Origin of the sequence: Paracoccus sp. SSJ (genome assembly GCF_030234105.1) — a bacterium.
Lineage (GTDB): Bacteria > Pseudomonadota > Alphaproteobacteria > Rhodobacterales > Rhodobacteraceae > Paracoccus > Paracoccus denitrificans.
Genome location: NZ_JASSPE010000007.1, coordinates 40,996 through 63,507, shown reverse-complemented (window position 1 = coordinate 63,507; position 22,512 = coordinate 40,996). Strand labels below are relative to the sequence as shown.

Below are 22,512 nucleotides of genomic sequence, written 5' to 3'. Positions count from 1 at the left end.
GGGAGGGGAACATGACCGATTTCACCATGCAGAAAGACGCCGACGGCGTCGCGATCGTCACCTGGGACGTGCCGGGCAAGTCGATGAACGTGCTGTCGCTGGACGGCGCCGCCGAGTTGAACGCGCTGATCGACGACGCCCTGGCCGACGAGGCCGTGAAGGGCATCGTCATCACCAGCGGCAAGAAGGATTTCGCCGCCGGCATGGACCTGAACGTCATCGCCGGCATGAAGCAGGGCGGCGCGCAGGCGGTCTTCGACGGCGTGATGACGCTGCATCATCTGCTGCGCAAGATCGAGCTGGCCGGGATGGACCCCAAGACCAAGAAGGGCGGCAAGCCCATCGCGGCCGCCCTTCCCGGCACCGCGCTGGGAATCGGGCTGGAGCTGCCGCTGGCCACGCATCGCATCTTTGCCGCCGAGAACCCCAAGGCCAAGGTCGGCCTGCCCGAGATCATGGTCGGCATCTTTCCCGGCGCCGGCGGCACCACCCGCCTGGTGCGCAAGCTGGGCGCCATGGGCGCCGCCCCCTTCCTGCTGGAGGGCAAGCTCAGCGACCCGGCCAAGGCCAAGAGCGCCGGCCTGATCGACGAGGTGGTGGCCGATCCGCTTGCCGCGGCCCGCGAATGGGTGTTGAAGGCCGCCGATGCCGACCTGGTCAAGCCCTGGGACGCCAAGGGCTACAAGATGCCGGGCGGCGAGCCCTATCACCCGGCCGGCTTCATGACCTTCGTCGGCGCCAGCGCCATGGTGCATGGCAAGACGCTGGGCGTCTATCCGGCAGCGAAGGCGCTGCTGAGCGCCGTCTATGAAGGTGCCATGGTGCCCTTCGACACGGCGCTGAAGATCGAAGCGCGCTGGTTCACCCATGTGCTGATGAACCCCTCCTCGACCGCGATGATCCGCAGCCTCTTCATCAACAAGGAGGCGCTGGAGAAGGGCGCGAACCGTCCCGAGGCTCCCGACCAGAGCGTGAGGAAGGTCGGCATCCTCGGCGCCGGCATGATGGGCGCCGGCATCGCCTATGTCTCGGCCATGGCCGGGATCGAGGTGGTGCTGATCGATTCGACGCAAGAAGCGGCCGAGCGCGGCAAGTCCTATTCGACCGGCCTGCTGGACAAGGCGATCAGCCGCCGCAAATCCACCGAGGAGAAGAAGGCCGAGGTGCTTTCCCGCATCACCGCGACGACTGATTACGCCGCACTGGCCGGCTGCGACCTGGTCGTCGAGGCGGTGTTCGAGGATCCGAAGGTCAAGGCCGAGGTCACGAAACGGGCTGAGGCGGTGATCCCGCAGGACGCGATCTTCGCCACGAACACCTCGACCCTGCCGATCAGCGAACTGGCCAAGGCCAGCGCCCGCCCCGACCAGTTCATCGGCATCCACTTCTTCAGCCCCGTGGACAAGATGCTGCTGGTCGAGATCATCAAGGGCCGCGAGACCGGCGCGCGCGCGGTGGCCAAGGCGCTCGACTTCGTGCGCCAGATCCGCAAGACGCCCATCGTGGTCAACGACGCACGCTTCTTCTACGCCAACCGCTGCATCATCCCCTATATCAACGAAGGCATCCGTATGGTGGCCGAAGGGGTCAGCCCCACGCTGATCGAAAACGCCGCCAAGATGATGGGCATGCCGCTGGGACCGCTGCAACTGGTGGACGAGACCTCGATCGACCTCGGCGTCAAGATCGCCAAGGCCACCAAGGCGGCGATGGGCGACGCCTACCCGGACGGCGCGGTGGATGCGGTGATCTTCAAGCTCGCCGACCAGGGCCGGCTCGGCCGCAAGACCAAGGCCGGCTTCTACGACTATGACGATGCCGGCAAGCGCCAGGGCTTCTGGTCCGGCCTCGCATCCGAATGGCCCGAGGCCGACACCCAGCCCGACCTGACCGAGATCCAGCACCGGCTGATGTTCGCGCAATCGCTGGAAGCGGTCCGGGCGCTGGAAGAAGGCGTGCTCGAGGACATCCGCGAAGGCGATGTCGGCGCCATCCTCGGCTGGGGCTTCGCGCCCTGGTCCGGCGGCCCCTTCGGCTGGCTCGACATGCTGGGCGCCCCCCGCGCCGCCGGAATCGCCGACAGCCTGGCGGAAAAATTCGGCCCCCGCTTCGCCGCGCCGCAACTGCTCAAGGACATGGCTGCGAAAGGCGAAAGCTTCTACGGCCGCTTCGGCGCCGGCAAACAGGCCGCCTGAAAACGACCAGGGGGCAAGGCCACTCCGCCCTGCCCCTCACCGTTTCCCAAATACTCAAGAAAGACGAAGCGCCGAGGGACCGTCCCTTCGGCGCTTCTCTGTTCCCCAAATACTCAAGGGACCGCGCGCCAGGGCGCGATCAGACCAGCCCCTCGGCCCGAAAGGCCGCGCGCAGGTCGCTCTCGGGCCGGGCGCCGACATGGCTGATCACCTCGGCTGCCGCGATGCAGCCCATGCGCCCCGCCGCCGCCAGATCGGCGCCGATGGCCAGCCCATAGATCAGCCCGGCAGCGAACTGGTCGCCCGCCCCGGTCGCGTCCACCGGCACCACGCGATGCACCGGCGCCGTCACCCGCTCGTCCCCGCGGATCAGGATCGCATCCTCGCCCGAGCGGGTGCAGATCACCGTACCGCAATCGGCGCTGGCCAGCCGCAGGGCCTCTTCCAGATCCTCGACCTGATAAAGCGACTGCCATTCATGGATATTGCCGATGACGTAATCCATCGGCCCGGCCACCAGCCGCCGGAAATCCGCCCGGTGGCGGTCGACGCAGAACGGGTCGGACAGCGCGATCCCCGCCTGGCCGCCCGCCTTGTGACAGGCATCGGCCGCCTTGAGGAACGCCGCCTTGCCGGCATCCTTGTCGAACAGATAACCCTCCAGGAACAGCCAGTCCGCACCGCTGAAGGTCGCGGGGTTCACGTCCTCGGCCCCCAGCTCGGCCGAAATGCCCAGATAGGTGTTCATCGACCGCTCGCCATCCGGGGTCACGAAGATGATCGAGCGCGAGGTCGGCAGCACCTCGCCCGCCACCGGCGGATTGACGAAGACCGTTCCCTGCTGCTCGGTCTGCTCGGCATAGCTCAGCCCCAGCGGATCGCCCGCCACGCGGCCGATGAAGGCGGTGCGCAGCCCCAGCATCCCCAGCCCCGCCAACGTGTTTGCCACCGAACCGCCCGGCACCAGCCGCGCCTTGGCCGCATCCGCATCGGCCGATTGCGCCGCCATCAGGAATTCCGAGCGTTCGCGGTCGATCAGCTGCATGATCCCCTTTTCGATGCCCAGCCGGTCCAGGCTCGCATCCGAGGTCGGCGCGATCACGTCCATGACGGCATTGCCGATCCCGATCACATAGGGGGTGGTCATTCGGTCTTCTCCTCATAGGGGCAGAGATCTTCGATGGGGCAGATCCGGCAGCGCGGGCGCCGGGCCTGGCAGATATAGCGGCCGTGCAGGATAAGCCAGTGATGGGCGTTCTGCTGGAACGGCACCGGGACGTTGTCCTCGATGGCGCGCTCGACCTCCTCGACGTCGCGGCCCGGAGCGATGCGGGTGCGGTTGCCGACGCGAAAGATATGCGTGTCCACCGCCTGCGCCGGAAAGTCGAACACGCTGTTCAGCACCACATTCGCGGTCTTGCGCCCGACACCGGGCAGGGTCATCAGCGCCGCGCGCGATTGCGGCACCTCGCCGCCATACTCCTCGACCAGCCGGCGCGACAGCGCGATGACGTTCTTTGCCTTCTGGCGGTACAGCCCGATGGTCTTGATCTGCTCGGTCAGCGCCTCGACGCCCAGCTCCAGCATCTCTTGCGGCGTGCTCACGCGCTGGAACAGCGATTTCGTCGCCTTGTTCACGCCGACATCGGTCGCCTGCGCCGACAGCGCCACCGCCACCAGCAGGGTAAAGGCGTTGGTGTATTCCAGCTCGGTCACCGGATGCGGATTGGCTTCGCGGAAACGCGAAAAGATCGCGACCTGGGTCGCATAGGGCAAGGCGGGCGGAAGACGGGAAAAGGTGCTGCGTGCCATGGGCTCCAGATGCCCTGCCCCGCTGCCATGCGCAAGCTTTCGTACATGGATTTGGCCGGCCGCTGCGCTACTCTGCCACGGCAACAGTCGCGAGGCCGGGATGACACAGACGTTCTTCACCTTTGCCCAGCCCCAACCCGGGCTGCGGGTCTCGATCACCACGCAGCCGGCGCAGGATCTGGGCGCGGTGCTTTGTCGCGGCAGGTTTGCCACGCCGCTCGGCACGGTGGTCGCCATGGGTGCGGGCGGGGCGCTCTGGGGCCTGGGCTTCGCCGGCGCGATGTCCGAGGACCAGGTCGAGGCCGATCTGGCCGCGCGCTGGCCCCGCGCCCGCCTGGTCGAGGCGCCCGAGGCGCTGGCCCCCTCCATCCAGGCATTGCTGGCCGGTGAGGGCGACATCACGGTTCACCTGACCGGCACCGAGTTCCAGTTGCAGGTCTGGCGTGCCCTGGTCACGGTGCCGCCGGGCCAGGTCATCAGCTATGCCACGCTGGCCGAACGCATCGGGCGCCCGAACGCCCTGCGCGCGGTGGGCACCGCGGTCGGGCAGAACCCGGTCTCGTGGGCGATCCCCTGCCATCGCGTGACCCGCACCGGCGGACGCATCGGCGGCTATCATTGGGGCGAGGCCGTGAAGCGCGCCTTGCTGGTGCGCGAAGGCGCCAGCATCGCACCCCGCACCATCGCCGCTTTGTGAGCCGCCCCGGGGCGATTTCCCGTCTATTCCTGTGGAGTTGGCCCGGAACCCATGCCAATGTGACCGCGTTTGGGCATCAGCCGCCGGCCCCGGAAGCAAGCAGGCCGGCCGCGTCGCAAGGACAGGCGGCGTAGGATCGCCCTGAAAAGAAAGGTAAAAGAATGAAGACCCGTATTTCGCTGCTTCTCGCCTCTGCCGGCGTGATCGCCATCAGCGCCTGCACGCCGGCCGATCCCTACGGCCAGCCCCAGCAGACCAGCCGCACCCAGCAGGGCGCCATCGCCGGCGCGGTCGTCGGCGGCCTGATCGGCGCAGGCGAAAGCCGCTCGAACGCCGTCAAAGGCGCGATCATCGGCGCAACGGCGGGCGCCGTCGGCGGCTCGATCCTCGACCAGCAGCAGCGTTCGTTGCAGCAATCGCTGAACAACCCCAACATCCAGATCGTGAACCACGGCACCCATCTGTCGGTCGTCATGCCGGAATCCACGCTGTTCGCCACCGATTCGGCCGCCGTGGGCGCTCAGGGGCAAAACGACCTCTACACCATCGCGCGCAACCTCACCCAATATCCCAACAGCCGCATCCAGATCGTCGGCCATACCGACAGCACCGGCTCGGCCGCCTATAACCAGGACCTGTCCGAACGCCGCGCGCGCTCGGTCGCCGGCATCCTGACCGCCGGCGGCGTGGCGCAATCGCGCGTCACCACCCTGGGCCGCGGCGCCACCCAGCCGGTCGCCTCGAACGACACGGCCGCGGGCCGCGCGCAGAACCGCCGGGTGGAGATCCTGATCACCCCGACCCGCTGATCGCGGCAGGACATGCAGGACGCAGGGGCCGGCAGCCGCAAGGTTGCCGGCCCTTTCCGTTTCCGCCTTGGTCGGGCGAATAAGGAAAACCCCCGAAGCGTCTCCGCCCCGGGGGTCCAATCACTGTCCCATGAGGATGCTCGACGGCACCCTTCTCATTCAAGTCCGCGTCAGTTCAGCCGCTGGGCCACTTCGTCGATGGCCTTGTCGATGCCGGCGCTGCGCTCGGCCGGGCTGGCCTGCTTGCCCAGGATCTCGGTCGCGGCGGCGATCGCGGTCTGGATGGCGCGGTCGCGCACCGCGCGCACCGCCTCGGCCTCGGCACCGGCGATCTGCTCCTCGGCGGCCTTCAGGCGCCGCTCGATCGACAGTTGCAGCGCCTTCTTGGCCTTCTCGGCTTCCGCGACCGCCTCGCGCTTGGCATTGGCGACGATGTCGTCGGCCTGCGACTTCACCTCGCGCTGGCGGCGCTCATAGCTCGCATAGATCTCCTGCGCTTCCTCGCGCAGGCGGCGGGCCTCGGCCAGATCGTTGCGGATGCCCTCGGCCCGCTTGTCCAACAGGCCGCCGACGATCTGCGGCACGCGGAAATAGACCAGGATGCCGACGAACAGCAGGAAGGCCAGCGTGACGATGAAGTCGGTATTGCGCAGCGAGAAGAACGGACCCGAAGCCGCGAGCGCCGGGCTCGCCACCAGGGCAAAGAGAACGCTCAGACGTTTCATTGCAGCGCCCCCTTCAGTCGCTGATCGACCGCCGCATCGACCAGGGATTGGTCGAGCTTGCCGCCGAAATTCTCGACCAGCGCGGCGGTCACATCGCGGGCGACGCTGCGCGCATCCTCGACGGCCGAGGCGCGGATCTCGCCGATGCGCGTCTCGGATTCGGCCGCACGGGCGGCGATTTCCGCATCGGCATGGGCGATGGCGGCGTCGAGCTCCTTCTGGATCTCGGCCTTGTTGGCTGCCACGATCTTGCCGGCTTCGGCGCGGGCGTCGGCCAGCGCCTTGTCATAGGCGGCCTCGGCTTCCTTGGCCTTCTGCTTGAATTCCTCGGCAGCCATCAGGTCGCCGGTGATGGCGCCCTGGCGATCCGAGATGACGCCGCCGATGCGCGGCAGCGCGATCCGCGACAGAACCCAGTAGATCACCGCCAGGATGACCAGCAGCCAGAAGATCTGGTTGCCGAAGGTGGTGAAATCCAGCTGCGGCATGCCGGGGGCGGTTGCCCCATGGGCTGCATCCGCCGCGCCGGCCACGGCATGGGCCGCATCGGCGCCATGACCCGCCGCTTCGGCGGATTCGGTGATGATCACCGTTTCAGATTCTTCGACCACGACGGGCGCGGTCTGTTGCAACAGGCTGAACATATCCTACCCCATGCCGGTCGTTTCACAATCGGGTGGGCGCCCGGACAGCCCCCACCCAACCGCAAGGATGGCAAAAGGATCAGACTGCGAACAGCAGCAGCAGCGCGACCAGGAACGAGAAGATGCCCAGGGCTTCCGCGAAGGCCATGCCGATGAACAGCGTGGCGGTCTGCGAGGCAGCGGCCGACGGGTTGCGCAGGGCGCCCGCCAGGTAGTTGCCGGCGACGTTGCCCACACCCATGGCGGCGCCCGCCATGCCGACGCAAGCCAGACCGGCGCCGAGATACTGTCCCAGTTGACCCAGATTTTCCATGTTCATGCTCCTTGAGGCTTTTGGAAAGGGTTTTCGTTTTCAGACCTTGCGAACCGGGCTCAGTGCGCCGGATGCAGCGCGTCCTTCAGATAGACGCAGGTCAGGATGGTGAAGACATAGGCCTGGATGAGGCACACCAGCACCTCCAGCCCATACATGGCAGTGATGGCGACGACCGAGACCGGCGCGATGGCGGCAACGGCGGCGAAGGCGGCAAAGACCTTGATCACCGCGTGGCCGGCCATGATGTTGCCCGCAAGTCGGATGGAGTGGCTGACCGGACGCACGAAATACGAGATCAGCTCGATCACCGCCAGGACGGGGCGCAGCGCCAGGGGCGCCGAGCTGACCCAGAACAGGCCCAGGAAATGCGCGCCGTTCTTGACGAAGCCCAGCACGGTGACGCCGGCAAAGACCAGCACCGCCAGCACGGCCGTCACGGCGATATGCGAGGTCGGCGAAAAGCTTTTCGGCAGCAGGCCAAGGAAGTTCGCGAACAGGATGAAGCAGAACAGCGTCATCACGTAGGGAAAGTATTTCAGCCCGTCCTTGCCGGTCACGTCCTCGACCATCTTGTGGACCATGCCGTAAAGAAGTTCAGCGATGGACTGGACCCGGTTCGGCACGATGGCCCGGCCGCGGGTGCCAAAGACCAGAAGCGCGGTGATCGCCAGCGCGGCCAGTGCCATCCACAGCGTCGCGTTGGTCGGCGTGTACCAGTTCACCGGCCCTTCGCCAAACAGCGGCTTGATGACGAACTGGTCCATCGGATGGAAAACCAGACCACCTGCTTCTTCTTCTGCCATCGTCATTCACCCTTGTCGTCGCCGGGACGCCCCGGTGCCTTGCCTATCTCATTCGCGGTCCGCATCATGGTCCTGATGCCGGCCGCCAGGCCCAGCAGCACAAAGACCACCATGAAGACCGGCCGCAGGCCGGTCAGATAATCCAGCCCGAACCCGATCCCGAAACCGAGGGCCAGTCCCGCCACCAGTTCGGTCACCATGCGCCAGGCCATGTTGGCCTGACTGAAATGCTCTTCCCCGCGCGAGGGCGGCTTCTCGCCTGCCTTTTCGCCCAACCGGGCCTCCAGCGCACGCAGCCGCTCCGCATCCCGGGCCCGCGTAGCGTCATGGTCGTCCTCGGCCACGGCTCACACCCCCGTTATCGGTTGGCGCGGTGATAGGGACTCGCGCCACCCGAGTCAAGCAAGGGGAACGAAATTGCAATCCATTGAAAAACAATGATTCCCTGAAAGCCGCGTCCCGTTGGAAACCCGGCCTTGCGGTCCGGCGGGCATCCGTCCCATATTCAACCGGCAAGTTAAGCAAAGCCGATGCCCGCACAGCAACCCAGCCTGGACGCCATTTTCTCCGCCCTCGCCGATCCGACGCGGCGAGCGATCCTTGGCATGCTGCTCGAGGACGACATGGCGGTGACGGATGTGGCGGCGCCGTTCGAGATGAGCCTGGCGGCGATCTCCAAGCACCTCGCCGTGCTGGCGGCCGCCGGGCTGATCCGGCAAGAGCGGCGCGGCCGCATCATCTGGTGCAAGCTGGAGCCGGACGGGCTGCGCAACGCTTCGGTCTGGATGCAGGGCTTCGGCCAGTTCGAGCCGGTGGATCTGGACGATTTCGAACGCTTCCTGCGCGAAGCCCTGCCGCTGGCGGATGGCGACGACGCCCAGCCGTGAATTCGCGCAACGCGGCGCCGAAACGCGAAAAAGGGCCGGGCATGTGCCCGGCCCCTTGCGTTCCTGTCATTTCACGGTGATGCGGCCATCCAGCTTCGGCGTGAAATCCGGCCCCTGCCTGGCCAGATGTTCGGCCAGCACATCCGCCAGGTCCGGGCCGAAATCATAGGCGTTCATCGCATGCTCGGCAAAGACCTTGTAGCCGTCCCCGCCGGCGCGCATGTAGTTCTGCGACACCACGCCATAGACCGCCTCGCGGTCGATCGGCACCCATTCCGAACCGTCGCGCACCTGCACGTCGCTGATCCGGCTGCCGGCGGGCGCCGAGGGGTCCAGCGTGTATTTCAGCCCGGCGACCTGGGCAAAGCGCCCGGCGCCCTCCTCGATCTGGCTTGCACCGTTTTCCAGCGCCTCGACCACATCCGCGCCCTTCAGCTGGAACGTCGACAGCGTGTTCTGGAAGGGCAGCACCGACAGCACGTCGCCCATCGTCACCACTCCCGCCGGGATCGAGGCGCGCAAGCCCCCGCCGTTCTGGATCGCGATGGTGATGCCCTGGTCCTTGACGCGCGCCAGCATGGCGTCGGCCACCAGGCTGCCCATCTCGCATTCCTGTGCCCGGCACGTTTCCCGGCTGCCGTCGATGGGCGCCGCGATCTCGGCCACGCGCTTCTGCTTGAGCTGCTCGATGGGCGCGGCCATCTCCTTGACCCGCGCGGCCAGCTTCTCGTCCGGCACGACCGAGCCGTCCAGCAGGATCGGCTGCCCCTCGGCCTTGACCAGCTTGCCCTCGTCGTCCCAGGTCAGCACCAGATGGCCCAGGTATTTGCCATAGGCATAGGCGGTCGCCACCGGCACTTCGGCGCCATCCGCGCCCTTGACCATGGTCGGATAGGGTCCGGCAGCGCCCTCGACCTGGCCCAGCAGCGTGTGGCTGTGGCCGCCGATGACCGCGTCGATCCCGGCCACCTCGGCCGCGAATTCCTGGTCGCGCTTGAAACCGGAATGGGTCAGGGCGATGATCTTGTCCACACCCTGGTCGGTCAGTTCCTGGACATCGGCCTTCAGGCTGTCCATGTCGTCCATGAAGATGACCTTGTCGCCGGGCGCGGCGGTCTCGGGCGTGTCCATCGCCAGGGCCGAGACGATCCCCACCTTCTCGCCGCCGACATCCAGCACCAGCACGTCGCCGACCTTGTCCTTCAGTTCGGGCGATTGCGACAGGTCCAGGTTGCCCGAGACGACAGGAAACGTGACGCCCTCGACCAGGATTTGCAGCCCCTGCGGCCCGTCGTCGAACTCGTGGTTGCCCACCGCCATGGCGTCGAAGCCGATGGCGTTCATGAACTCGACCGTGTCCTTGCCCTTGTAGGTCGTATAGAACAGGCTGCCCTGGTATTGGTCGCCCGCATCCAGCACGATAACGTTCTGGCCGTCGGCCTTCAGCCCGTCGCGCAACTCGCGGATCTTCGTCGCCAGACGCGCCACGCCGCCGAAGCATTCGCCCTTCGCCTCGGTCTCGGCGTCGCAGGTGCTGTCAAAGGCGTTGATCGGCTCGATCCGGCTGTGGAAATCGTTGATATGCAGCACATGCAGCGTGTAATCCGCCTGCGCCGCGCCCGAAGACAGCGCGACGATTGCCGCCGAAACCATGAGCCAGCGTTTCATCTCGATCCCCCTCACCCTCGAATGTCTGGATGAGGCGCAGATTGCGGGATGCCGGCCGCGGCGTCAATTGACGAAGCCGTAGGATGGCGCGATGCCGCTTGACGGACCGCATCCCGCAACGCATGAACCCGCCATGCTGGTTTACAAGATCTTCCGCGCCGCCGAGTTCCAGGCGTTCCAACGGCAAGGCCGCAGCGCCGGGGCGCCGGTGGACCTGGCGGACGGCTATGTCCACCTCTCGACAGCCGCGCAGCTGCCCGGCACGCTCGCGCGCCATTTCGCGGCCGAGGACGGGCTGCACCTGTTGGCGCTGGACGGCGACGCCCTGCCCGAGCTGCGCTGGGAACCCTCGCGCGGCGGCGATCTCTTTCCGCATCTCTACCGCGAATTGCGCATGGACGACGTGCTTTGGAGCCGCGCCCTGCCCCTCGGCCCCGGCGGCCACGACATCGGAGACATCGCATGACCCCCATCGAGCGGCTGGGCCTTGCCGCATTGCATCGCCTCGACCCCGAGCGCGCGCATGATCTCTCGATCCTCGCCCTGCGGCATGGCCTCGTGCCCCTGCCCGGCCGGCCCGTCACCTCCGACCGGCTGCGCATGCGCATCGCGGGGCTCGACCTGCCGAACCCTGTCGGCCTTGCCGCCGGCTACGACAAGAACGCCCGCGCCCTGCCCGCATTGATGCGCGCCGGCTTCGGCTTCGTCGAGGTCGGCGCCGCCACCCCGCGCCCGCAGCCGGGCAACCCAAGGCCGCGCCTGTTCCGCCTGACCCCGGACCGCGCCATCATCAACCGCTTCGGCTTCAACAACGAGGGCGCGCAGGCCATCGCCGACCGCCTCGCGCAGCGTCCCGCGGGCATCCCAGTCGGGCTGAACATCGGCGCGAACAAGGACAGCGCCGACCGCAGCGCCGATTTCGCGCAGGTCGTGCGCATCGCCGGCGCCCATGCCGATTTCCTGACCGTCAACGTCTCCTCGCCGAATACCGAGAAGCTGCGCGACCTTCAGGGATCCGAGGCATTGTCGGCCCTTCTGCAAGGCGTGCTGGCCGCGCGCGACGCGCTGCCGAACCGCCCGCCCGTGTTCATCAAGATCGCCCCCGACCTCGACGACGCCGCACTCGCCGACATCGCCGCCGTGGCGCTGGCCGCCCCGGTCGATGCGATCATCGCCACCAACACCACGCTGTCCCGCGACGGCCTCGCCTCGCCGCACGCCAACGAGGCCGGCGGCCTTTCCGGCGCACCGCTTTTCGACCGCGCCACCCGCATCCTCGCCCGTCTCTACCGCGAGACGGGGGGGCGTGTGCCGCTGATCGGCGTCGGCGGCATCGGCTCGGCCGAGCAGGCCTGGCAAAAGCTGCGCGCCGGCGCCTCGGCCGTCCAGATCTACTCTGCGCTGGTCTACCAGGGCTTCTCGCTCGCCGCGCAGATCGCCCGCGACCTCGACGAACGGCTCGCGCGCGAAAACGTCACGCTGGCGGAGCTGACCGGCAGCGGCAACGCGGACTGGCTCTAGAACAGGTCCTCGTGACCCAGAAGCTGGTTCATGGTGTTCGAGGGATCCGAGCAGCCGGCATCGCCCACGATCCGCGCCGGCACCCCGGCCACGGTCTTGCAGGGCGGCACCTCGGCCAGCACGACCGAGCCGGCGGCGATGCGCGAATGGTGCCCCACGCGGATATTGCCCAGCACCTTGGCGCCGGCGCCGATCATCACGCCGTTGCCGATCTTGGGATGGCGGTCGCCATCCTCCTTGCCGGTGCCGCCCAGTGTCACCGAATGCAGCATCGACACGTCGTTGCCCACCACCGCCGTCTCGCCGATGACGATGGAATGGGCATGGTCGATCATCACGCCCGTGCCGATCTTCGCCGCCGGATGGATGTCCACGCCGAACACTTCCGAGCAGCGCATCTGCACGAAATAGGCCATGTCGCGGCGGCCCTGCTGCCACAGCCAATGCCCGATGCGATAGGCTTGCAGCGCCTGGTAGCCCTTGAAGAACAGGATCGGCTGCATCAGCCGATGCGTCGCCGGATCGCGCTCATAGACCGCCAGCAGGTCGGCCTGCGCCGCCGCCGACAGTTCCGGCGCGCGGGCAAAGGCGTCGTCGGCGATCTCGCGCAGGATCTGCTCGCTCATCTCGCGCGAGGCCAGCTTCAGCGAAAAGCGATAGGCCAAGGCCGCCTCGAAGGTGGCATGATGCAGCAGCCCGGCATGGATCAGCGCGCCCAGCAGCGGCTCGTCGCGCACGGCGACCCGCGCCTCGCGCTGGATGCGCCCCCAGACCGAATCGCGCGGGGCGTCCCGAGCGTCGGAAAGCGGCTCGATCATGTCTTTCTGCAGGTTCATTCAGGCGCGCCCGTCAGTTTCATCCACCGAGTCTAGCGGAAACCGGCGGGCGCGAAAAGTCCGCTCAATCCGGCAGCCGCAATTCCCACCAATGCAGCACCACCCGCACCTTGCCGCCGGCGAACTGCCCGCCCACTGCCGTCAGCCGCAGCGGCGTCGGCTCCCAGAACGCCATGGGCGGCGACAGCACGCCCCGCGCCCAGGATCCCTGGGCCTTGCCCAGCCCCTGCCCAAAGCGCGCAAGGCTGCCGGCATCGCCCACCGTGCCCAGCGACCACGACGCGGCGCTGCCGGTGATCGCCTCCTGCACCCGCGCCGCAGCCCCGATGACCAGCGCGCCGGGCGGAATGGCCATCGCCGTCTCGAACCAGGCGCCCGCGCCCAGCGTCACATCTTCGGAGAGCTGCCGCGCCAGCAACCCCGATCCGTGCTGGCCCAATGTCACCGCACCCGGCACCCATCCCGCGCCGCCATGGATCGCCACCACCCCCTGGTCGGCAACGACGGCACGCCGGCCGAAACCCGGCTGGACAAAGATCCAGCCGCCATTCGCCCCGATGGCGATCTTGCCGCCCTGCCCCTCCCAGGCGTTGACCGCGCCCTGCGGCACGCCCCAGCACAGCCCGTCCACCACCGTCTCGGGCGGGGTGATGCGGGTCAGGCTTTGCAACACCAGATCGACCTGCCCGTCCAGACGCATCAGCGCCTCGTTCACCGTGACATGCTTCTGCGCCTGCGCCGGCATCAGCAGCGGCAGGGCGCAATTCGCGGTCGTGTTCTCAGGCATCGATCATCCTCCTTGCAAACGGTCCCGGCCCGAACGTGTCGGAAAGCTGGGCGACCTCGACGGCAAACCCGCCCCCGGCGATGGCCTGGGACCACACACCCTCGGGCACCGCCCAGCGCGGCTCAGCGACCACGGCCTCGGCCAGCACCTGCCCGTCCCGGACCAGCCGGGCCGCGTAACGCTCCTGCGCCTCGCCCAGCGGCACGTCCGGCCCGTCCCAGCCGTCGCCCTGCACCCGCGTGCGCCTGATCCATGTGACGACCCGGCCGCTGACCGCGATATGACAGGGCGACAACGGCCGCAGCCCGGCACCGCGGAACGCCGCGGCGACATGGCGATGGCTGGCATCGTCCGGGCTGCGCGTGGCCGGCCCGATGCGCCAATGCCGCAACTGGTTGCGGGCCGAAGGCGCCAGCTCCACCTGCTGCGCCACCCCGTCCAGCAGCACCACCACGCTGCCCGCCGGCCAGACCGCCGGCATGAAGGCGTCCGTCCCCGCCTGCCCGCGCAGCCGCAGCGAGATCTCCCACAGCCCGGCCGAGACCAGCCGCGCCTCGGCGAATTGCAGCAGCTCCCAGCCCTCGGCCGAACCGTCGCCGATCGCCAGCAGGTTCGCCCCGGCCATCAGCGCCTCGACCCCGGCCGAGCGCAGGTTGCCGCCCTTGACCCGCAGCCGCAGCGGCGGGCCGCGATCCCAGACCCCCGGCCGCGCCGCCGCAAGCGGGCCTTCCGTGCGCCCCATGGCCGAGGGCTCGGCCAGCGTCGTGTTCAGCGCGTATCCCCCCGCCTCCTCGGTCGAGGCCCAGACCGCCGCCGCCCCCGGCCACGGCGTCGCCGTCACCGCCAGATGCGGCGCATGCGCCACCTCGTCGCCGCGCAAAAGCGGCAGGTCCAGGAAAACCGGCCAGACCGGGATCGGCGGCACGAAGGGCCGCAACGCCGCCTCGCCCTCGACCACGCGGGCCGGACGATAGACCCCCGGCTCGACCCGCACCGCATCCACGGTGATCGCGCCTGCCCGCTCGGTGCGGTCGATGCGCCAGCGCCTTGCCTCGACACCCGGCTCGACCAGCCGCACCACGTCCCCCGGCCCCAGATGCCCCAACGAGGGCGGCAGGGCAAAGCGCACCGCATCCCGCGCCACCGCCGCTTCCGACAGCCAGCGTTCCGCCAGCGCCCGGCCCTCGCCGCGGGTCAGCGCCATCGCCAGCTCGCTGTCCGAAACCGCCAGGAACTCCGCTCCCGGCATCGCCGTCTCGGCCGTGCGCGCCGCATAGTCGCCGCCCGCCTCGACATGGGTCAGCCGGATGCGCCCGACCATCTCGGCATCGGCGGCGCGCGAGACCTCGACCGCATCGACCTCCTCGGCCAGCGCCATGTCACCGGGCCCCAGTTCCGCATCGACGCGCGCGCCACGCATGACGAAGCGCAGAACGCCGTCGCGCTCGACCGCGTCGAACCCATGGGCCAGCATCAGCGGTTGCAGGGCCGCCCGCCCCGTCTCGGCCCCCGACAGCACATAGCCGCGCACCAGCCCGCGCAGTCCCTCGGCGTCAAAGGCGCGCACCCCCGCCTCGCGGCAGATCTCGGCCACCACATCGGCCAGCGGCACGGCGCCCGCCCGGCCGTTCAGCCAATGCCCGCGCTCCCATGCCGGGCCGTCCGACCACAGGTCGGTGCGCGCCGGGAAGGCCGGATAGGGCCGCGCGTCCCAGCACCAGACATGCGCGCGGCCCATGTCGATCATCCGCCCCGCCCCGGTCCTGCCGAATGCCGCGCGCGCCGGATTGTTCGCCGGGTCCGACCAGAACCCGGTCATCGCCCGCACATAGGCCGCCTGGATCCCATCGTCCCGCCGCCCGTCCGAGAAATAGGGCAGCATCGATTCCGAACTCATCGCGTCCAGGAACTTGTTCGGCTGGTTCGTGCCCTTGTCCAGCGCCGCGCAGCCCATCTCGGTGAACCAGACGGGTTTCGAGCGCGGCACCCAGGCCGTGGGCTGCGCCTGCCGCACCCCGCCGATGCGGTCGTGATGCGCATTCCGCCACCAGCCCCGGATGTCCTTGTAACGCCAGACCCAATGCTCGTGATGCGCGCCGTCGCGGACCTCGGTGCGGCGCTGCGCCTGCCGGTCGGCCTCGCTGGCATAATACCAGTCGTAGCCCTCGCCCCCCGCGACATTGGCGCGCAGATAGGCCGGATCGTCGATGCGCCCCCAATGGGCGTCCAGATGCTCCTCGCCCTCGCGCCAGTCCGACAGCGGCATGTAGTTGTCGATGCCGATCAGGTCGATGTTCTCATCCGCCCACAGCGGGTCCAGATGGAAATGCACATCGCCGTTGCCGGGGTGATGGCCGAAATATTCCGACCAGTCCGCAGCATAGCCGATCCTGACCCCCTCGCCCAGGATGGCGCGCACATCCGCCGCCAGCCGCCGCAGCTGCGCGACCGCCGGGAAGGAATGGCCGGCCGCCATGATCGTCGTCAGCCCGACCATCTCGGACCCGATCAGGAAGGCGTCGATCCCGCCCGCCGCGGCGCAAAGATGCGCGTAATGCAGGATGAACCGGCGATAGGACCACTCGTCCGGCCCGTCATAGCGGATCGTCAGGCCATCGCGCGAGAAATCCGCCGCCTCGGCGGTGCCGAAGAACCGCGCCACCTCGGCCTCGGCCGCAGCGGTGCCCGACGGGCTGCCCGCCTGCCCCGGGGCGATGCTGGTGGTGATCCGTCCGCGCCAGGGCATGACCGGCTGGTCCGCCGCCCCGCTCCAGGGATCGGGCCGGCCGTTGCCCGCCAGTTGCTCCATCAGGATGAAGGGATAGAACACCGCCTTGCGCCCGCTCCCGGCGATGGCCCGCAGCGCCTCGATCACCGAGCCGTCCGCCGGCGTGCCGCCATAGATCGGCCGCCCGTCCACCCGCGCCACCTCGGCCGCGCCGTCGCGCCCGATGCCGCCCGCGCGCCAGGCCATCCCCTGCCCGTCGCGCGACAGGTCCTCGACCTTGGGCCGCACCGTGCATTCGCCGACCCGCAGGTCGTCGCCGAACCAGGACACCACCAGCGAGACCGAGCCGACATTCGGCAATTCCCGCCCCAGGATCCGCATCGAGGCCAGGAAATCGGTCGGCGCCAGCGCCGTGTTGCGATTGGCCACCTGCATCTCGCCCAGGCGCAGGTCATAGCTGACCGCCGTGGTCGCCAGCGAATACTCTCCGGTGCCGGGGATCATCGCCACCGCCTGCACCTCGCGCGACAGCCCCCGGCCGTCCCTGGCCGCCCGCGTCACCTCGAAGGACAGCTGCGGCACCCGGTTGCCCCATCTCTCCAGCGCCAGATCCTCGAACACGACATAGGCGATGCCGCGATAGGCCGGGGCCGCATCGCCCTCCTGCGCGGCGATGGCCGGGTCGGGCAGTTGCGCCTCGTCGCCCGGATAGACCCGCATGTCCAGATCGTCGGCCAAGATCTCCTCGCCATCCGCCCAGATCCGGCCCACGCCCAGGATCGGCCCCTCGCACAGCGCCAGCGCAAAGCTCAGCCGATAGCCGATCTCGGTCACGCGCGGCCCCGAGCCCTTGCCGCCGCCATGGCTGCGCCGGGTCTCGACCAGCGGGCCGGCCCAGATCGCATGGCCCGGCACCCGCATCTGCCCCCAAAGTCGCGGGATCGGCGTGCCCTCGCCCGCGGTCTGGATGCGCATCCGGTCCACGCGCCCGGTCTCGACCGCCTTCGAGCCGCCGCCCAGCAGGCGCTGGTCGATGACGCGCCCCAGCGTCGCGCCCACGGCCCGGCCGATGACGGCGCCCGAAAGCCCCAGAACCGTGCCGCCAAAGCCCGCACCCAGCGATGCGCCCACCGCCGCCAGCAGAATCGTCGCCATTGCGCCCTCACCTTTCCCTCAAGCCGCCGGAAACCGGAACCGCCCCGCGATCCGCGCCCGCCAGGGCGCCGACAGCGGGCTTTCGACCACGCCATGCCGGTCATAGGCATGGACAAAGCTCGCCCGCTCGCCGGTTTCCGCCAATATTCCCATATGCTTGGCGATCGCGCCGGCCCGCATGCGAAAGACCAGCACATCGCCCGGCCGCTCGTCCGGCGCGGGCAGCAGCTGCCGCTCCGCACCGCCCAGCAGCAGTTCGGCCCCGCCGACCTCGCCCCAGTCCGGCGTATAGGCCGGCATCCCCTCGGGCTCGGCGCCGCAAAGCTCGCGCCAGATGCCGCGCACCAACCCCAGGCAATCCGTCCCCGCCCCCCGGACCGAGCCCTGATGCACATAGGGCGTGCCGATCCAGGCCCGCGCCGCCTGAACGACGACCGCGCTCATCGATTCACCTTGGGCGCGATCAGCCAGTCCTCGGGCGGCAGATGCGGAAAGCCACGAAAGTTCAGGTGGTTCAGGAACTTCATCCGGCAGGTCTCGGCCCGCTTGTCGCATCCGGCCAGCAGCCGCACCCGGTCGCCCGGGGCAGGCCGGATGCCCAGCGCGGTCCAAAGCCCGACCTCGCGCCGGCCGCCGGGCAGGGCGGCATCCGCCTTGACCATGCCCGACAGCCCCCCGGCCGCGCCCGACAGCACCACAAGCTGCCCATGCTCGAACCACCCTGCGTCATGCCCGGCCACGCCCGACAGCTCCAGCCGATCCCCCTCTTCCAGGACGACCGCCCCCTCGGCCGAATAGCCGGCGCGCGTCAGGTCGAACCGGCACAGCCCGTCCCCCAGCACGGCCGCGCAGCGCGGGTGATAGACCCGCCCCTGCGCCCGGTTCAAAGGCTCGGACAGCCCGCGCAGCTCGGCCCGGAAGGCCGCGCCGCTGCGCACCACCTCGCCCAGGTGGCCGCGAAAGATCAGCCGCCGGTTCGCGGTATCGGACCAGTCCACCTCCCACAGCCGCACATCGGCCGCGTCCCAGCGCCCGGCCATCAGGTCGCGCTCGGTAATCGCCGCGTCCGACAGCGCGCCCACCGCCTCGCTGTTGTCCACCGACAGGCCCAGGCCCTGCACCACCGCCCGCGCGCTCAGCCCGCTGTCGGGACGGAACGCGATGCCGTCAAAGGACAGCGCCCGGTCGTGGTCTGTGAACCCCAGCACCAGCCCGTCGCGCCGCCGGACCGCCCAGGCCCGCGCGATCGTCCCGCTCATAGCCGCACCTCCACCACCGGGACCTGCGGCAGGTCGCCCGCCTGGAACGAGGCGACCGAGACCGCGATCCGGTCCGTGTCGAAGCGCACCGGCACGTCGAACTCGAACCCCGCCGTGACCACGGCCCCCGCCTCGGGCGGCGCGGCAAAGCGCAAGACCCCCGCCGCCATGTCCACCGCGAAATCCACCCCCGCGCGCAATTCGACATGTCCCGCGCCGGCCAGCACCGTGCCCTCGACCGGCTTCGCCACCGGCCGCCAATAGCGCGCCGGCCCCGAGGCATAGGCCTTGCGCAGCGCGAAATCCCGCCGCACCCCGTCGCCCATGCCGATCTCCTGGTCCTGGAAACTCACCGCCGCGCCTGGCGCGCAGGATTTGAAATCCGCCCAGTCCTTCCAGCGAAAGCCGTGCATCTGCCCGGCCCTCGCCTCGAAAAAGGCGACCAGCGCCGCCACGTCGTCCAGCGAGCGCAGCCCCAGCCCGGCGTCGTAGCGCCGCCGCGAATGCGCCCAGGGGGTGCGCCGCTCCTCGTGGCCGTTGGTCAGCGCGACGATCTCGGTGCGCCGCTCGGGCCCGCCGACCGAGCCGAAGGACAGGTTCGCCGGGAACCTGATCTCGTGAAACGCCATCTCACCCATTCCTTTCCCCGCGCGCCAGCAGCCGGCCCATCTGCGCGGCGATCTGGCTCTGGCTGCGCTGGAACCCCGCCACATCCGGGGTCGAGACGTTGAAGGTCACGTTCACCGGCCGGCCGCCGCCGGCCGCCGCCACGCCCAGCCGCCCGTCGGCACCCCGGCGCAGCGGCATGATCGCCTCGGCCCCGGCCTCGCCCATCAGCCCGGTCGCGCCGCGCATCGGGAAATAGGTGGGCTGGCTCACCACGCCGCCCCGGGCAAAGGGCATCACCCGCCCCTGCGCGAAACCGGCGCCCTGGCCAAAGGGCAGCACGGCCGAGACCATGCCGTTCACCCCCTGCGCGATGGCCCCGGCCAGCGCCTGCTCGACCGGCTTCATCGCCACGGCGAATGCGCTGTCGGCCATGCTGCGCGCGATGCCCTTCAGCGCGTCCGACAGCTTCATGCCGTCGAAGACCAGCCCCGAGAACGCCCGGCGCAGCCCGCTGCCGATGCCCTGGGTCAGCGTGCCGACCTCGCGGTTGGTATGGATCATCGAGCCGCGCAGCCGCGCCAGCTCGGCATCGAACTCGGCCGCCAGCCGCGCGCTCTGCTCCAACCCCTTGCCCAGCGCGGCCGGCCCGTCCTGATCCCCCTCCAGCCGGTCGAATCCGTCCTTGTTCGCCACGACGGCGCCTCCTTCTTCAGATGTTCATGCGGCGGGCCGGTCGGGATAGCGCGCGACCAGCTCGGCCAGCCTTTCGCGCGTCATCGCCGCCGCACCCCGCGCCTCGACCCCCAGCATCAAGGCCAGTTCGGCCGGGGTCAGCGCCCAGAACTCGGCCGGCCGCAGCCCCAGCCCGCCCAGCCGCACCGGCCCCAGACCGGCACGCATCAGCCCCGGCCAGTCCAGCCCGCGGCTCATGTCCCCTCGATGCGAAAGGCCCGCGCCAGCAGCGCCGCCGCCGCATGGGCCGCGGCCACCGGCCCGCCGCGCAGCTCCGCCGCTGCCAGTTCCGCCATGCCGCCCGGCCAGCCGCCCGCCCGCAGGCCGGCGACCAGCACCGCCATCACGTCGCGGCTGGAAAACCGCCCGCCCTCGAACCGTTCGACCAGCGCGATCATGCTTTCAGCGCCCAGTTCGGCCTCCAGCCCGGCCAGAGCGCCCAGCGTCAGCTTGGCCACATGCGCCCGGCCATCGAGGAAAATCTCGACCTCGCCCGCCAGCGGATTGGCCATCTCAGAACGCGACGAAGCTGATCGCCCCGGCGCTTGCCATGGAAATCTCATAGGTCGCCTCGCCATTATAGCTGCCCGCATATTCCAGCGCGGTGATCTGGAACGGCCCCTCGACGGTGCCGAAACCCGGGATCACCACCTGGAAGCGCGGCACCTCGCCGTCGAAGAACACCTGCCGCGCGCGTTCGTCCGTGGTCCCGTCCCGGAACACGCCCGAGCCCGAGATGCTGGCCGACCTGACCCCCGCACCCGCCAGCAATTCGCGCCAGCGCCCCTCGCTTTCCAGGCTCGTCACGTCCACCGTCTCGGCGTTGAAGCCCAGCCGGGTCGCCCGCAGCCCCGCCACGGTCTCGAAATGGCCGTCGCCGGTCATGTCCATCTTGATCAGCAGGTCGCGTCCGTTCTGCACCGCCATCACCGTCTCTCCTCAACCCAGGTCGATGCGCGCGCGAAAGGTCAGGTCGACCCGCCGCCCCGCGCCGTTTTCCGCCCGCCGCGCCCGGGCGCGCAGGAACCACAGCCCCGCCAGCCGGCCCCGGTCCAGCGCCATCTCGGCGTTCTCCAGCGCCTCGCTGACCGCGACCGCCGCCGCCTTGACCGCGCCGAAGCCGCCCGCCACCTCGGCACCCGACAGGACCGAGACGACAAAGTCGTGCACCGCGCCCGGCGCCGTCATGTCGCCCGCGTCGCGCACCTCCTCGGGGCCCAGCGAGACATGGATCCCCGCCGGCGGCGTCACCGGCATGGCGTCATGGATCGCGTCGCCCACCAAGGCCCCCAGCGCCCCGTCCTCGCGCAGCGCGCGATAGACCGCCGCCTGCAGCGCGGCCGTTCCACGATAGCTCATGCCGGGGCCTCCTCTTTCGCCACGCAGACCAGCCAGCGCCCGCCGGCATCGCTTTCGGCCACCGCCTCGATGCGAAAGCGGCGGGCTTGCGCGCCCTCGCCCAGCCGCAGCCGCTGCTCGGGGCGCGGGCGGCGCGGGTCGCCGGCAGGCGCAGCCCTGACGGTGATCCGCCAGGTGACGACGCTCTGCGCGCCCACCTCGGCCAGCCGCTCGGCCCCCGCACCCGACCGCATCTCGGCCCAGATCCGCCCGACCTCCTGCCAGGTCAGCCGGAACCCGCCCATTCCGTCGGGCTCGCGAAGCGGGGATTCCACGACCAGCGGCACCGTCGGCCGCGGCGCGTTCATGCCCGGCCGCGCGGGTCGCCGCGCCCTCCCAGCACCCGGACCGACCGCCAGCGCTCGATCAGCGCGCTGACGCCGAAGGGCAGCGCCCCCGCCGACCCCTCGAAGCTGCGATCCTCGTGATAGCGCGCCGCCAGCAGCAGCACCGCCTGCGCCAGATCGGCCGGCACCTGCGGCCACGCCGCCCCGAATCCGGCGCGAAAGGTGATCGCGGCAAAGCCGCCCAGGGGCACCGCCGGCAGGAACGTGCCCGCCGGCTCCAGCACCGGCCGCTGCATGTCCGGCACCAGCCGGTAACCCGCCGGATCGACGACCGTTACCGCGCCGGCCGCATCCGCGATCTCGACCCGCTCGACCGCCTCGACCGGCGCCAGCGGCAGGGGTTGCCCCTCGGGGTCGCGCCATGCCGCCAGCCGCAGCCGGAACTGCCGGGCCAGCAGCACCTTGCCGGTGCGCGCCTCGATGGTGGCGATGGCGGCGCGCAGGAACCCCGCCAGCGCCGCAGTCTCGGCCGCGTCCTCGGCCATCCCGAACCCCGTTCCCAGCCGCAGATGGTCGCGCAACCCGGCGACGGGCAGCGCCTCGGTCGCGGGCGCCGTCACTTCCACAAGCATCATCTTCGTCTC

The 22,512-nt window shown here is 69.7% G+C and carries 27 protein-coding genes; 6 read left to right on the top strand and 21 right to left on the bottom strand.

Annotated elements, in window-relative coordinates; translation table 11 throughout:
• The first annotated feature begins 11 nt into the window (after positions 1-11).
• Entirely contained in the window at positions 12-2,195 is a 2,184-nt protein-coding gene (locus tag QPR87_RS09615) for a 3-hydroxyacyl-CoA dehydrogenase NAD-binding domain-containing protein (RefSeq protein WP_285049377.1), read from the top strand.
• Positions 2,196-2,334: 139 nt separating this feature from the next.
• On the opposite strand, the gene QPR87_RS09610 is transcribed toward QPR87_RS09615, so the two are convergent.
• Positions 2,335-3,342: an adenosine kinase gene (locus QPR87_RS09610; protein WP_231000133.1), complete on the bottom strand. Its 1,008-nt coding sequence runs from the start codon at positions 3,340-3,342 to the stop codon at positions 2,335-2,337.
• Positions 3,339-4,007: an endonuclease III gene (nth, locus tag QPR87_RS09605; RefSeq protein WP_011749148.1), complete on the bottom strand. Its 669-nt coding sequence runs from the start codon at positions 4,005-4,007 to the stop codon at positions 3,339-3,341. The genes QPR87_RS09610 and nth overlap by 4 nt, the downstream gene beginning before the upstream one ends.
• 100 nt (positions 4,008-4,107) lie before the next feature.
• Between nth and QPR87_RS09600 the strand changes: the two genes are divergently transcribed.
• Both QPR87_RS09600 and QPR87_RS09595 read left to right on the top strand, forming a co-directional pair.
• Positions 4,108-4,704, top strand: coding sequence for a methylated-DNA--[protein]-cysteine S-methyltransferase (locus QPR87_RS09600; protein ID WP_104492688.1), 597 nt, complete (start codon positions 4,108-4,110; stop codon positions 4,702-4,704).
• A gap of 161 nt (positions 4,705-4,865) precedes the next feature.
• Positions 4,866-5,513, top strand: coding sequence for a YiaD family glycine zipper/OmpA-like lipoprotein (locus tag QPR87_RS09595; protein ID WP_231000135.1), 648 nt, complete (start codon positions 4,866-4,868; stop codon positions 5,511-5,513).
• A 170-nt stretch (positions 5,514-5,683) separates the two neighbouring features.
• On the opposite strand, the gene QPR87_RS09590 is transcribed toward QPR87_RS09595, so the two are convergent.
• From QPR87_RS09590 to QPR87_RS09570, 5 genes are all read right to left on the bottom strand, one after another.
• Positions 5,684-6,238 carry a F0F1 ATP synthase subunit B gene (locus QPR87_RS09590; RefSeq protein WP_011749151.1) on the bottom strand — a complete coding sequence of 185 codons (555 nt, stop codon included), beginning with the start codon at positions 6,236-6,238 and terminating at the stop codon, positions 5,684-5,686.
• The gene (locus QPR87_RS09585) at positions 6,235-6,882 is read right to left on the bottom strand and encodes a F0F1 ATP synthase subunit B' (protein WP_285049371.1); all 648 of its coding nucleotides are present in this window, start codon (positions 6,880-6,882) and stop codon (positions 6,235-6,237) included. The genes QPR87_RS09590 and QPR87_RS09585 overlap by 4 nt, the downstream gene beginning before the upstream one ends.
• Positions 6,883-6,961: 79 nt before the next feature.
• Positions 6,962-7,195, bottom strand: coding sequence for a F0F1 ATP synthase subunit C (locus tag QPR87_RS09580; protein WP_010394077.1), 234 nt, complete (start codon positions 7,193-7,195; stop codon positions 6,962-6,964).
• Between the two features lie 59 nt (positions 7,196-7,254).
• Positions 7,255-8,001, bottom strand: coding sequence for a F0F1 ATP synthase subunit A (locus QPR87_RS09575; RefSeq protein WP_011749153.1), 747 nt, complete (start codon positions 7,999-8,001; stop codon positions 7,255-7,257).
• Between the two features lie 2 nt (positions 8,002-8,003).
• A complete protein-coding gene (locus QPR87_RS09570) occupies positions 8,004-8,345 on the bottom strand; it encodes an AtpZ/AtpI family protein (RefSeq protein WP_011749154.1) in 342 nt (113 codons plus the stop codon).
• Positions 8,346-8,531: 186 nt separating this feature from the next.
• Here QPR87_RS09570 and QPR87_RS09565 point away from each other — a divergent pair, with 186 nt between their 5' ends.
• Positions 8,532-8,888 carry an ArsR/SmtB family transcription factor gene (locus QPR87_RS09565; RefSeq protein WP_011749155.1) on the top strand — a complete coding sequence of 119 codons (357 nt, stop codon included), beginning with the start codon at positions 8,532-8,534 and terminating at the stop codon, positions 8,886-8,888.
• A 66-nt stretch (positions 8,889-8,954) separates the two neighbouring features.
• On the opposite strand, the gene QPR87_RS09560 is transcribed toward QPR87_RS09565, so the two are convergent.
• Positions 8,955-10,556 carry a bifunctional metallophosphatase/5'-nucleotidase gene (locus QPR87_RS09560; RefSeq protein ID WP_011749156.1) on the bottom strand — a complete coding sequence of 534 codons (1,602 nt, stop codon included), beginning with the start codon at positions 10,554-10,556 and terminating at the stop codon, positions 8,955-8,957.
• Between the two features lie 133 nt (positions 10,557-10,689).
• Between QPR87_RS09560 and QPR87_RS09555 the strand changes: the two genes are divergently transcribed.
• Together QPR87_RS09555 and QPR87_RS09550 are read left to right on the top strand one after the other, a co-directional pair.
• Positions 10,690-11,022, top strand: coding sequence for a DUF952 domain-containing protein (locus tag QPR87_RS09555; RefSeq protein WP_041530494.1), 333 nt, complete (start codon positions 10,690-10,692; stop codon positions 11,020-11,022).
• On the top strand, positions 11,019-12,077 hold the full coding sequence (locus QPR87_RS09550; RefSeq protein WP_285049358.1) for a quinone-dependent dihydroorotate dehydrogenase: 1,059 nt from the start codon (positions 11,019-11,021) through the stop codon (positions 12,075-12,077). Before QPR87_RS09555 ends, QPR87_RS09550 begins: the two co-directional genes overlap by 4 nt.
• On the opposite strand, the gene cysE is transcribed toward QPR87_RS09550, so the two are convergent.
• The 13 genes from cysE to QPR87_RS09485 all read right to left on the bottom strand — a co-directional run bounded on the left by cysE (position 12,074) and on the right by QPR87_RS09485 (position 22,503).
• On the bottom strand, positions 12,074-12,913 hold the full coding sequence (gene cysE / locus QPR87_RS09545) for a serine O-acetyltransferase (protein ID WP_011749159.1): 840 nt from the start codon (positions 12,911-12,913) through the stop codon (positions 12,074-12,076). The two genes, QPR87_RS09550 and cysE, sit on opposite strands and share 4 nt — an antisense overlap.
• 64 nt (positions 12,914-12,977) lie before the next feature.
• Entirely contained in the window at positions 12,978-13,700 is a 723-nt protein-coding gene (locus QPR87_RS09540) for a DUF2793 domain-containing protein (protein ID WP_104492683.1), read from the bottom strand.
• Positions 13,693-17,583 (bottom strand): baseplate multidomain protein megatron, encoded by a 3,891-nt coding sequence (locus QPR87_RS09535; protein WP_285049357.1) that lies wholly within the window; start codon positions 17,581-17,583, stop codon positions 13,693-13,695. The genes QPR87_RS09540 and QPR87_RS09535 overlap by 8 nt, the downstream gene beginning before the upstream one ends.
• An 18-nt stretch (positions 17,584-17,601) precedes the next feature.
• Positions 17,602-18,027, bottom strand: coding sequence for an NlpC/P60 family protein (locus tag QPR87_RS09530; RefSeq protein WP_285049355.1), 426 nt, complete (start codon positions 18,025-18,027; stop codon positions 17,602-17,604).
• Positions 18,024-18,842: a phage/gene transfer agent baseplate hub protein gene (locus QPR87_RS09525; protein WP_285049353.1), complete on the bottom strand. Its 819-nt coding sequence runs from the start codon at positions 18,840-18,842 to the stop codon at positions 18,024-18,026. The genes QPR87_RS09530 and QPR87_RS09525 overlap by 4 nt, the downstream gene beginning before the upstream one ends.
• Complete coding sequence (locus tag QPR87_RS09520; protein ID WP_285049351.1) at positions 18,839-19,471, bottom strand: DUF2460 domain-containing protein; 633 nt, start codon at positions 19,469-19,471, stop codon at positions 18,839-18,841. The genes QPR87_RS09525 and QPR87_RS09520 overlap by 4 nt, the downstream gene beginning before the upstream one ends.
• 1 nt (position 19,472) lies before the next feature.
• Entirely contained in the window at positions 19,473-20,144 is a 672-nt protein-coding gene (locus QPR87_RS09515) for an RcGTA-type gene transfer agent tail tape measure protein (RefSeq protein ID WP_011749165.1), read from the bottom strand.
• 24 nt (positions 20,145-20,168) lie between these two features.
• Complete coding sequence (locus QPR87_RS09510) at positions 20,169-20,381, bottom strand: phage tail assembly chaperone (RefSeq protein WP_011749166.1); 213 nt, start codon at positions 20,379-20,381, stop codon at positions 20,169-20,171.
• The gene (locus QPR87_RS09505) at positions 20,378-20,695 is read right to left on the bottom strand and encodes a gene transfer agent family protein (RefSeq protein ID WP_104492678.1); all 318 of its coding nucleotides are present in this window, start codon (positions 20,693-20,695) and stop codon (positions 20,378-20,380) included. Before QPR87_RS09505 ends, QPR87_RS09510 begins: the two co-directional genes overlap by 4 nt.
• A 1-nt stretch (position 20,696) precedes the next feature.
• The gene (locus tag QPR87_RS09500; RefSeq protein ID WP_011749168.1) at positions 20,697-21,110 is read right to left on the bottom strand and encodes a phage major tail protein, TP901-1 family; all 414 of its coding nucleotides are present in this window, start codon (positions 21,108-21,110) and stop codon (positions 20,697-20,699) included.
• A gap of 12 nt (positions 21,111-21,122) precedes the next feature.
• On the bottom strand, positions 21,123-21,542 hold the full coding sequence (locus tag QPR87_RS09495; protein ID WP_285049349.1) for a DUF3168 domain-containing protein: 420 nt from the start codon (positions 21,540-21,542) through the stop codon (positions 21,123-21,125).
• Entirely contained in the window at positions 21,539-21,889 is a 351-nt protein-coding gene (locus QPR87_RS09490; RefSeq protein ID WP_285049347.1) for a head-tail adaptor protein, read from the bottom strand. Before QPR87_RS09490 ends, QPR87_RS09495 begins: the two co-directional genes overlap by 4 nt.
• A complete protein-coding gene (locus tag QPR87_RS09485) occupies positions 21,886-22,503 on the bottom strand; it encodes a head-tail connector protein (RefSeq protein ID WP_011749171.1) in 618 nt (205 codons plus the stop codon). The genes QPR87_RS09490 and QPR87_RS09485 overlap by 4 nt, the downstream gene beginning before the upstream one ends.
• Between the last annotated feature and the right edge of the window lie 9 nt (positions 22,504-22,512).